A 9300-nucleotide genomic window follows, 5' to 3' on the forward strand; every position below is an offset into this window, starting at 1 on the left:
GGCCGTAGTTGACCGTACACATCCCCTTCGCCGGGGCAGCAGCCTTTGTGATGAGCGCCCTAGTGGCCTACTTCGTCTTCAAGGCCTCCCGACGGACACACCCGGGGCCGCCCGGGGCCGGCGATCTGGTCGGCTCGATCACCGCCGGAGCAGCGGTGTTCGCCGTTCTATACACCCTGCTGAGCACCAACCTCGCGGCAGGACCGACCGAAGAGGCAGGACCCTCCGAACGTGCTCCCGTTGTGAGCAACACCACCACGCCCACTACGGCCAACTAGGTGGTGGTCGCCCTATCCAGGGGCGACCACTCCCCCGGTGCTGTATCGCGCTGAAACCCTCCCCGGTCAACGTTCGGGTGGATCAAGCAGGCGACTCCTGCGGCTCGCGGCGTCCAACGCCTCCCCGATCGCGGTCCCGTAGTGGCCCCACTCGCTCGTGTGACACCTCCGGCGCCGAGCTTGGGTAACGAGCTGGTGCGTGATTGCGTTGGAGACATAGGTGCCTGACCTGGGGGCTTTGTCAGCCGGTGGTGTTGCGGTCGGAGACGAGGCCCGCGATGGCTCGGTAGGTGGCGGGCAGGTTCTCTCGGCGGTGGGTCCAGCGGACCAGTTGCTTCCAGCGTTTGTGGTCGGCGAGGGCGTGTTCGACGGTGATGCGCATCGAGGAGTGGCGGTGCCGGGCTCGTAGGCGGGCTTCGATGACCTCGGGCGGGCTGATCTTGTTTCCCTTCCTGGGCGGGGTCACCGCTTGGCCGGGATGATCGCGACGGAGTCTGAGGTAGCCGTCGTCCAGAAGCACTCGGAGATCCTGAGCAGCCCGACCCGCCAACCCGTAACCGGTAACCGGTAACCGCACCGGAGCAAGTTGGGACCGAAGGGGAGCTCCCGCGAGCGACGCAAGTGGAAGCGAGAGCCGTGCTCTCCGCTCGCAAGTCAGGCCGAAGGTGGCCTGACAGCTCTTGCAGCTCCGTTCCGTTCGAACGAAACCCTGCCGTTTAGCGGCGCCCCTTCTTCACCTCGCGTTCCCGGCGCCGACGCTCCGCGCGGCTCATCGGTGACGGCTGCTCGGGCACCGGGGCCGCCCCGGCCGGGCGCGTTCGGAGCTGTTCGGCGGCGATGGTGAAGGCGTCGGCGATCCTGTCCCGCTGCTGCTCGCTGTACGCGCCGGCGCGGACGGAGACGAGCAGCTGCGGCAGCTGTCCGCACCAGCCGTCGACCGTCGTGGGCGGACCGCCGATCACCGTGCCGGGGAAGTCCTCGGTGGCGAGCTGCCGGATTACCTCCCGCAGCTCGCCCGCGCGGTAGTGGCTACGGAGCTCCGAGGCGTCGGCCTGGAGCAGCGCGAGCATCGTGTGCCAGTCCTCGAAGGTCTCCGGGAAGCGCAGCGTCTCCTGCTGTTGGGCGGGCCTGGAGGGCACGGGCTGGAGCACCGTGGGCCCCTTGCGGACGACCGTGCGCACGATGGTCTCGGTCCGCTCGATCACTTCCCGGACGACCGGGGACTCGTCGGCGGCGCCCAGTTCGGCCTGCGCCTTCTCCCGCTCGTGCGCGCGCTTGCGGTGCCCGGCGCTGCAGAACCTCGCCGGTCTACCCGGTGTGCTGCAACGGGACCCACTCCAACCGGAGACCACCGGCCCCACCACACCACCGCCAACCACCACCCGCACCACCACCACCACCACCAGCTAACACCCCACAGCCGCACCACCGATCCCTGACCGCGCCACTCTCCCCGCCGCCTCCCCAACCGCGAGACGGGAAGCAGCAAGGCGACTAAGGGCGCTTTGCAGAGCGCGGTGCAGGGCCTCTCCCAGGACGCCTGCGGAGGCGACTGCCAGGGCGCCTCACCGTCGTCGGCAGCGACCGATGCGCACCTCCCTGACCTGTTGGTCAAGGGGGTCACTCGCTCCCCGCCGCCTGCCGACTACTTCCTATAAGAGGGGTCCGAGGAAGCGCGGGCGCGATGCCGACGCCCGGTCGGCGATCCCCCCGCGGTGAACCGGCACGGGTACCGCTCGTCCAAAGTGCGCCCAGGAGGACGGGAAGTAGCCGCCCCCCGGGCGGGGCGCCGGCGGGTGGTGGAAGGAAGCCCGGCGGCCGGTGGCCTCTTCACTCCGGGCCGGATACAGGTCCACCGCGCGGTCACAGGCGGAGCCGGATCCGCGGGCGCCTTCCGGGCGGGGTGAAACGGGCCGGCCCCGGGGTCCCACCGGGAGCGGCTGTCTCCGGTCGCGCCGCTCTGAGCCGGCGGCAGCGGGCGGCCGGCCGTCACGCAGTGGGCGGCTCGTAGGTGATGCCGACGTCACCGGCGGACGTCGCGGCGAGGGCCACGACCTTCCAGATCACCTCGGGGACGCCGGCGCGAGGTCCGTCGCAGGCATCGTTGAGGAGATCCACCGTCAGCGCCACGGATGCGCCGTCCGGTCCCTTAGCCGAGAACCTGGCCTCTTGTGCCGTCCAGGGCTGCCCCTCAGGGGAGGCGAACTCCACCAGGGCGTGGTGAGATTCGTAATCCGTGCCGCCCTGGCTGAGGACGATTGTGCCCTGCTGGAGGTCGAGGCCGACGTGGACCTGGGGGTCTGCTTGCGTCACAACGGGATCGCCGGTGGCGCTCAGGTCCATGCTGCTCTCCTAGGGAAGACGCGGTCGTGTGCCGAGCATCGCAGCCGGGCGCCCTCCGTGGGCGCGGTTGTCCGCCGCGCCCCTGCGGTTCTACGGCGGGGACCCCTTGACCAGCAGGCGGTCAAGGGGTCCCCGGCAGACCACCACAGCGGCTCCCCGAAAACCGGTCTCCCAGCGGGCCGCCGCCGAAAGCAATCATCCTCGAGCCACTCCCGCGCCGTGGTGACGTCTGTGGTCATCGGGCGCAGCGTCCACGGCGAAGTCGGATCGCATACAGCGAAGAGCGCCTCAGGCCGTCGGTGGCGTTTCCGGTACGGCTTGCGGCCGAAGGTCCGCTTGACGAGCAACGGGGGCCGGTCACCACCCGTGGATGAAGGCGGCGGCCTCGGCGGCATTGTCGGCCACTCCGACGGGTACCCACTCGCCGGTCTGGTCATCCAGTTCGAAGAGCATGCGTGGCGCGTCGGGGGCGAGGTGCGCGGCGCGGCCTCGGGCGGCCGGGTCGAGTGGTTCGGCGCGGCGGCGGCCCGTGATCTGCCAATCGGATTCACGTCGGCGGTCACGGCGGGCCGCCCACTGGTCCAGCGGTTCCTCGTGCTCGTCCACGGTGCCCTTCCGCTATCGCCACTGCGCCCCGGGCAGCAGGTTGCCGGGTTCGTCCAACCATGGTGTCTCACCAGTGGGGGCGACTGTAAGGCCGAAGGAGACGAGACCGGGCCGGCCTTGCTCCTCCCACCACGAGTAGGCGCCTTCCACGGCGTCCCACAGGCGTCGGGGCCCGTGCTGGTAGACGATGCCGGGCCCGTCCTCCTCGGGCCAGCGCACGGCCGCCCATGAGCGGTTGTTGAGGGAATAGAACCAGGCGGCCTGGGTGCCGTCGGCCTCGCGGAACGTGGTGTGGGTGATGTGGGGGACGGCGAGTCCGATGACGAACTCGGCGTCGGTGTCGGCAAGCTGGTCGGGCTGCACGGCCGTGCCGGTCGAGCCGGGCCAGGTGATGACGTAGTCCTCGTGGGTCGGCCACACGGTCCGGTGCGACCGGGCCCGCATGAACTCGATCCCGGCCCTGAAACGGCCGGACGCAGTTCCGTCGCCGTACGCGGTGAGGCGCAGCAGGGCGTCGCGGTTGCTGTAGTGGGTGCCGTAGGGGACGGCGATGATTCCGCCGGGCCGGATCTGCTCTGTCCAGGCCCGGGGGATGGAGCGGACGCCGAACGTGCACAGCACTCGGTCGTACGCGCTCGCCGGGTGGCCGGCGAGGGCGTCACCGGTGAGGACGTCGGCGTACAGGCCGAGCCTGCACAGCCGTTCCCGGGCGGTGGCTGAGACGGTCGGGTCCACGTCGATGGTGACGACGTTCTCGGCTCCGCAGCGGTGGGCGAGGAGTCCGGCCGTCTCGCCGGTGCCGGTGCCCGCGTCCAGGATCCGCATGCCGGTATCGGCGTTCAGGGCGGCGAGGAGTTGGAACACGACGGTGGGCTGTGAGCTGGACGACGTCGCGACGCGCCCCGGGTCGGTGCCGCGATGGTTGCCGTCGTCCCACTGCGTGACGATCGACAGGTCACTGTCGGCGTACCCGTACCAGGCCGCCGGGTCCGCGCGCATGTCGACGGTGACGGCCTGCGCTACCGAGGCCTCGTCGCCGGGTAGGAACGGCCACATCAGGGGCGGCAGGAACGCGGCTCGGTCTACGGCGGCGAACGCGATCGCCCAGTCGGAGGTGAGGGCGCCGGATTCCATGAGGCAGCGCCCCAGCTCGGTACGGCTGGGGCGCTGCTGGTGTGCGGTGGCGGTCATGGCTACCGGTGCTTCCCGCCGCCGGAGGGGGTGCTGGTGTCGGGGTTGGACGGCGGGGGCGGGGGTGGGGTGGAGATCGGCGCGGACCCGCCGCCGTGGCTCCCGCCGCTTCCTCCGCTCCCGCTGCTTCCTCCGCTGCCACTGTTCTTGCCCATCACGGTCTCCTCTCGTCGGTGGTGCGGTACCGGCCGGCGGGGCGCCGGACCGGTGGCATGCGCCCTGCGGCCGGGGATCCGGCCGCAGGGTGGTCTATGGGTTGGCGATTCGTTCGGCGCGGGTTTTGACGATGCCGAGGGGGTCGGGCTGCTCGGTCTCCCAGCGGATGTGGGAGTTACCGCCGTAGACGGGGCGCAGCACCCACACGGTGCCGCCGGCCCGGACGTCGGTGACGATGGCGGCGCGGCCTTCGGGGTCGGTGACCTCGTCGCCGACCCACGCGCGGGGCCCCTTCACCGGGTGCCTGCGGGCATGTCCGGCGCGAGGTGGCGCAGCGGGGCCAGCTCCTTGGGGTCGGCCGTCCACTCCCGGCCTGATCCGTCCAGGGGCCGCATGTGGGCGGTTCGGCTGATGGTGCGGCCGGTGGCTTTCGCGGTGCGTACGAGGAGGGTTCCGACCGTGCCGGTGCGGCCGGTGGCGGGATGGATGACCTCGCGGCCTGCAAGGGGGTGGCCGGCCTCTTCCCTCACCCACGCGTTCGTGTCGCTGTAGATCACGTCCGTGCCTCCTACCGGTGTCGGCATGGGGTGGGAGTGCGCCCCGCTGCTAGGGCGGGGCGCACTCCCGTGGGGATGTGCTGTGGGTAGTCAACCCGCTACCGATGTCGGCAGGCTTGGGGTGTGCCGGACTTTGTGCCGGACTTTCCTGACCCGGTCCGCCTGAAAGTCCGGGGCGCCTGCCTCTACCGTGCGAAGTGAGGCCACGGCGCGGTGACAAGAAGGGGGCTGCTGATGTCCGAACCGGCGGAGGAGCAGACCGTGTTCGCCGGCCTGGTGGACGGGTTCGGGTGGCGCAGCCCGTCCCAGTTCATCCGCGTGTACGCGGCGGTAGCGGGGCGGATCGGTGAGCGCAAGGACGTCACCGACCGGCAGGTGCGGCGTTGGCGGGCGCCTTCGCCGCCGTGCCCGCAGCCGGGCCGTCAGCGTGTCTTAGAGGCCATGCTGGGCATCCCGTTGGAGCAGGCGGGGTTCCAGGTGCCGGAGCACCGCCGTAACCCCGTCACCGTCCCCGTGCCGGTGCTGGACCCGATCCCTGAACTGCGTGAGAGGCGGCCTGATCCCATGGAGCGCCGAACCGTCCTGGCCGCTGTGGGCGGCGCGGCCCTCGCCGTGGCCGGGATAGGGGCGCCGGCCGCCACCGCCTACGAAGGCCACCGTGTCGGTACCGACACCGTGACCGACCTGCGCCAGGGCCTCGCCTCGCTCTACGGGCTCGATGACCGGTTCGGCGGCGCCACGGTCGGCCCGCTCGCCGCTGCCCACCACACCCGGATCCGGCGCCTGATCGATACCGGGTCCTACCCCGAGACGATCGGCCGCCAGCTACGGCTCATCTCCGGCGAGACGGCCGAGCACGTCGGGTGGCTCAGCTTCGACGCGGGTGACCACACCCGCGCCCGCACGTACTGGAGCCAGGCCCAGGACACCGCAACCGAGTTGCGCGACGACTCCCTCGCCGTCGTCGTCCTCGCCTCCTTGTCGCTCCTGGAGCTGCGCGAGCAGCAGCCCCGCCTCGCACTGGACCACGCCCGGCGGGCCGCCGTGCTCGCCGCCCCGTGGGCGCCGCCCTCGCTGCTGTCGATCCTCGCCACCCGCGAGGCGCGGGCGCTGGCGATGCTCGGCGACTCGGCGTCCGCGCGCTCCACGCTGGCGAACGCGGCCCGTCTCTACGAGAAGGACCGCGGGTCCCGGCCGGCACCGGACTGGACGACTTTCCACGGCCCGGCCGAACTCGCCGCCGCGCAGGCCGAGCTGTTCACCGCAGCCGGGCACCACCGCGCGGCCGTGTCGTGGCTGCGCCGCGCCCTGGAGCGCCAGGAGACCACCTACGCCCGCAACGAGGTACTCCAGCGGGCTGGACTGGCCGGTGCGCTCGCCCGCTCCGGCGAGGCCGACGAAGCGGCACACCACATCGAGCAGGGCGAAGCCCTGCTCACCGAAGTCTCCTCGGGGCGGGCACGGGAGTCGCTGGCCGTGGCCCGTCGCGAACTACTTCATATTCGCCCCGCCTGATGAGGAGCCCCGTGGAATACACCATCATCACCGACACGACCGCCGCCGGGCGGGAGCTGGACGACCTAGCCCCCGTCTACGAGGCCGTGTTCGCCGAGCCCCCCTACAGCGAGGGCCCCCGCGATCTCGCCGACTTCCTGGAGCGCTACCAACGCGAGCACACCACACCCGGCTTCCGCCTGATCCTCGCCCGCGACGGCGGCGAGCTCGCCGGGTTCGCGTACGGCCTGCCCCTCGCCTCCACCACCGGGTGGTGGTCCGGCTTCCTCGACACCGACCTGCCGGAAAGCTTCACCCGCGAGGACGGGCGCCGCACGTTCGTCGTGATGGAACTCGCCGTCCTGGCCGAGCGGCGCGGCCACGGTGTCGGCCGTGCCCTACACACCGCGCTGCTGGACGGCGTGAGCGCCGAGCGGGTCACCCTCACCGTCCGCCCCGAAGCACCGGCCGCCGCCTGGTACGAACGTCTGGGGTACAGCCTGGTAGGCCTCACCCGGCCCTGGGACGGGGCGCCCGTGTACCGATCCCTGATCAAGCCGCTGTCGCCTAACGAGCCCTAACGAAATGATCTTCGGCTGGTTGGATGTCCCGGAGAGCGTCGATCTGGGGGTGCGGGGTGGCTCGGCGGAAGCCGTGGGAAGTGGACGATGAGTTCTGGGCGGTGATCGAGCCGCTCCTGCCGAAGGTCGAGCGGCGGGTTCGTCATCCGGGGCGGAAGCGGCATCCGGACCGGCTGGTGTTCCAGAGCATCCTGTTCGTCCTGCACACCGGGATCGCGTGGGAACACCTACCGCAGGAACTGGGTTTCGGCTCGGGCATGACCTGCTGGCGACGCCTTGCCGAGTGGACCGATGCCGGCGTCTGGCCACGACTCCACGAGACCCTTCTAGCCCGGCTCCGTGGAGCGGATGCTCTGGACTTCTCGCAGGCTGTGGGGCAGGAAGGGCAGCAAGCACCACCTGATTGCCGACGCCACCGGCATTCCGCTTGCCGCGACCTTGACCGGCGGGAACCGCAACGACGTCACCCAGTTCATCCCCTTGCTCCAGGCCGTCCCACCAGTCCGCGGCAAACGCGGCCGGCCCCGCCGACGGCCCGACACGGTGCTCGGGGATCGCGGCTACGACCACGACAAGTACCGTCGTATGGCCTGGGCCTTGGGCGTGAAACCCGTCATCGCCCGACGCGGCGTCCCACACGGATCCGGCCTCGGCACCGACCGCTGGGTCGTCGAGCGGACCTTCGCCCACCTCCACTGGTTCCGCAGGCTGCGGATCCTCTGGGAAGTAGGGGACGACATCCACGAGGCGTTCCTCAGCCTCGCTTGCTCACTCATCTGCTGGCGGCGCCTGAAGTCATTCCGATAGCAGTTCTAAGGGCTGACAGTCCGGACAGGGCGCAGCGGCCAAGCAGGCACGCAGGTCACCTGCAGCCCGACGCAATCACGCGATGGAGCGTTCCTAGGGACGAGCACTCTCCGACGCGGGCAATCCGTCGGCCGTCAGCCTCCGCTGCAACGCCGCGACGTCCCCGCCCGGCTCCGCCATGACGCCCACTGCTCGTCATCCAGATTGAATCCGTCCTGCCGCCCCACCGACTCCAGCCGGCCTCACACGCTTCCACCAGCCACTTCCACACCGTACGACCGTCACCCCAGGGCTCCGGGCTGGTCCAACTGCACTTGGGCGTCGGTGTCGTGGAAGTTGCGCGCACGCTCCGTCACCATTACTGCCGCAGCGGCTCGCGCGTCCTCTGGAGCTGTGTTGGGCGCCCGCAGAGCATGTCGCTTCCAAGGTGGGGACGCTGAAGCGCCAGCCCTCCGTCGTCGCCCCTCCAAGGCTCAGCCCGGCCGCACCCGGTTCATCGGCTGGCATGAACACATTCAACGACCCCCCGCATGCCGACGTCACCACCCTCACGAGTGGTTCGAGCGGCCGGGCGAGGCCATCGGAGACATCACGCTGCCCGCCCTGGTACTGCACCGGGCTGCAGGGGGTGAGCCTGACGCCGGGACGTGGCACCGCGGTATGCGGTGCGGGCCGCCCGATCAGGCCCGGGGGGATTGGCGGGAAGGGGCGCACGGCCAGGCGTCAGGCGAGAGGAACGGTTTCCCGGAGGCTCAGGGGAGACCTCCGAAAACGGGCGTTCCCGCCCCGGACAACGAGCCATCTCGAATACAGGTGCGGGCACCGGCCCGGCCGGTTGTCTCTGTCCCGCCCCCGTGACGGGCAGAGACGACCGGCCGAACGGGCCCCGGACGCTTCCCGGTCCGCGATCCAGTTGCCCGCGCCCTTGCCGGCCTGGTCCGTCTTCGAGGTGGCGATGACGACGTACAGGCCGCCGTCGTGGACCCGGATACGGCCGTTGAGCAGGTCGGTGAGCTCGGACTCCCGGCGCAGGTTGCCGTAGGCCAGGGCGGCCAGGAACGCGTCGCGTTTGCCGATGTTGGTGGACTCGTCGATCTTCTCGATGATGCGCACGTTGTACTCGATCGTGACGGCCGGGGCCCGCCTGACCTCTCCACCGGCCTGCGCCCACTCCTTCTTCGGGACTGTACGAAGAACGGTGTAACTCCGATCATGGAAGAGTGCACCTGTGACCAGCGAGAACATAGCCAGGGCATCTGAGGTGGGGGCTGCGCCTGCAGCTGTGGA

At 70.8% G+C, this 9300-nt stretch carries 10 protein-coding genes and 3 pseudogenes; 4 read left to right on the top strand and 9 right to left on the bottom strand.

Features of this window, described 5'->3' with window-relative positions; translation table 11 throughout:
* Positions 1 to 8 precede the first annotated feature (8 nt).
* Positions 9 to 278 carry a hypothetical protein gene (locus ACFWW8_RS31090; protein WP_386534115.1) on the top strand — a complete coding sequence of 90 codons (270 nt, stop codon included), beginning with the start codon at positions 9 to 11 and terminating at the stop codon, positions 276 to 278.
* Positions 279 to 519: 241 nt separating this feature from the next.
* Here the strand turns inward: ACFWW8_RS31090 and ACFWW8_RS31095 are convergent.
* The 8 genes and pseudogenes from ACFWW8_RS31095 to ACFWW8_RS31130 form a co-directional block, all read right to left on the bottom strand.
* Positions 520 to 807: pseudogene (locus ACFWW8_RS31095) on the bottom strand (IS5/IS1182 family transposase); the annotation flags it as partial.
* 187 nt (positions 808 to 994) lie between these two features.
* Positions 995 to 1681 carry a hypothetical protein gene (locus ACFWW8_RS31100; RefSeq protein WP_386534118.1) on the bottom strand — a complete coding sequence of 229 codons (687 nt, stop codon included), beginning with the start codon at positions 1679 to 1681 and terminating at the stop codon, positions 995 to 997.
* Between the two features lie 586 nt (positions 1682 to 2267).
* Positions 2268 to 2621: a hypothetical protein gene (locus ACFWW8_RS31105; RefSeq protein WP_386534120.1), complete on the bottom strand. Its 354-nt coding sequence runs from the start codon at positions 2619 to 2621 to the stop codon at positions 2268 to 2270.
* Positions 2622 to 2978: 357 nt separating this feature from the next.
* Complete coding sequence (locus ACFWW8_RS31110) at positions 2979 to 3227, bottom strand: DUF6087 family protein (protein WP_386534123.1); 249 nt, start codon at positions 3225 to 3227, stop codon at positions 2979 to 2981.
* A 12-nt stretch (positions 3228 to 3239) separates the two neighbouring features.
* The gene (locus ACFWW8_RS31115) at positions 3240 to 4418 is read right to left on the bottom strand and encodes a methyltransferase domain-containing protein (RefSeq protein ID WP_386534126.1); all 1179 of its coding nucleotides are present in this window, start codon (positions 4416 to 4418) and stop codon (positions 3240 to 3242) included.
* 2 nt (positions 4419 to 4420) lie between these two features.
* Positions 4421 to 4573 (bottom strand): hypothetical protein, encoded by a 153-nt coding sequence (locus ACFWW8_RS31120; protein WP_386534129.1) that lies wholly within the window; start codon positions 4571 to 4573, stop codon positions 4421 to 4423.
* 94 nt (positions 4574 to 4667) lie between these two features.
* Complete coding sequence (locus ACFWW8_RS31125; protein ID WP_386534132.1) at positions 4668 to 4871, bottom strand: hypothetical protein; 204 nt, start codon at positions 4869 to 4871, stop codon at positions 4668 to 4670.
* Positions 4868 to 5131 carry a hypothetical protein gene (locus ACFWW8_RS31130; RefSeq protein WP_386534134.1) on the bottom strand — a complete coding sequence of 88 codons (264 nt, stop codon included), beginning with the start codon at positions 5129 to 5131 and terminating at the stop codon, positions 4868 to 4870. The genes ACFWW8_RS31125 and ACFWW8_RS31130 overlap by 4 nt, the downstream gene beginning before the upstream one ends.
* Before the next feature lie 234 nt (positions 5132 to 5365).
* Here ACFWW8_RS31130 and ACFWW8_RS31135 point away from each other — a divergent pair, with 234 nt between their 5' ends.
* From ACFWW8_RS31135 to ACFWW8_RS31145, 3 genes and pseudogenes are all read left to right on the top strand, one after another.
* On the top strand, positions 5366 to 6646 hold the full coding sequence (locus ACFWW8_RS31135; RefSeq protein ID WP_386534137.1) for a hypothetical protein: 1281 nt from the start codon (positions 5366 to 5368) through the stop codon (positions 6644 to 6646).
* Between the two features lie 11 nt (positions 6647 to 6657).
* Positions 6658 to 7206, top strand: coding sequence for a GNAT family N-acetyltransferase (locus tag ACFWW8_RS31140; protein WP_386534140.1), 549 nt, complete (start codon positions 6658 to 6660; stop codon positions 7204 to 7206).
* 23 nt (positions 7207 to 7229) lie between these two features.
* Positions 7230 to 8013 (top strand): annotated as a pseudogene (locus ACFWW8_RS31145) (IS5 family transposase).
* Between the two features lie 723 nt (positions 8014 to 8736).
* On the opposite strand, the pseudogene ACFWW8_RS31150 reads toward ACFWW8_RS31145, so the two are convergent.
* Positions 8737 to 9300 (bottom strand): annotated as a pseudogene (locus ACFWW8_RS31150) (hypothetical protein); the annotation flags it as partial.

Origin of the sequence: Streptomyces sp. NPDC058701 (genome assembly GCF_042715295.1) — a bacterium.
Lineage (GTDB): Bacteria > Actinomycetota > Actinomycetes > Streptomycetales > Streptomycetaceae > Streptomyces.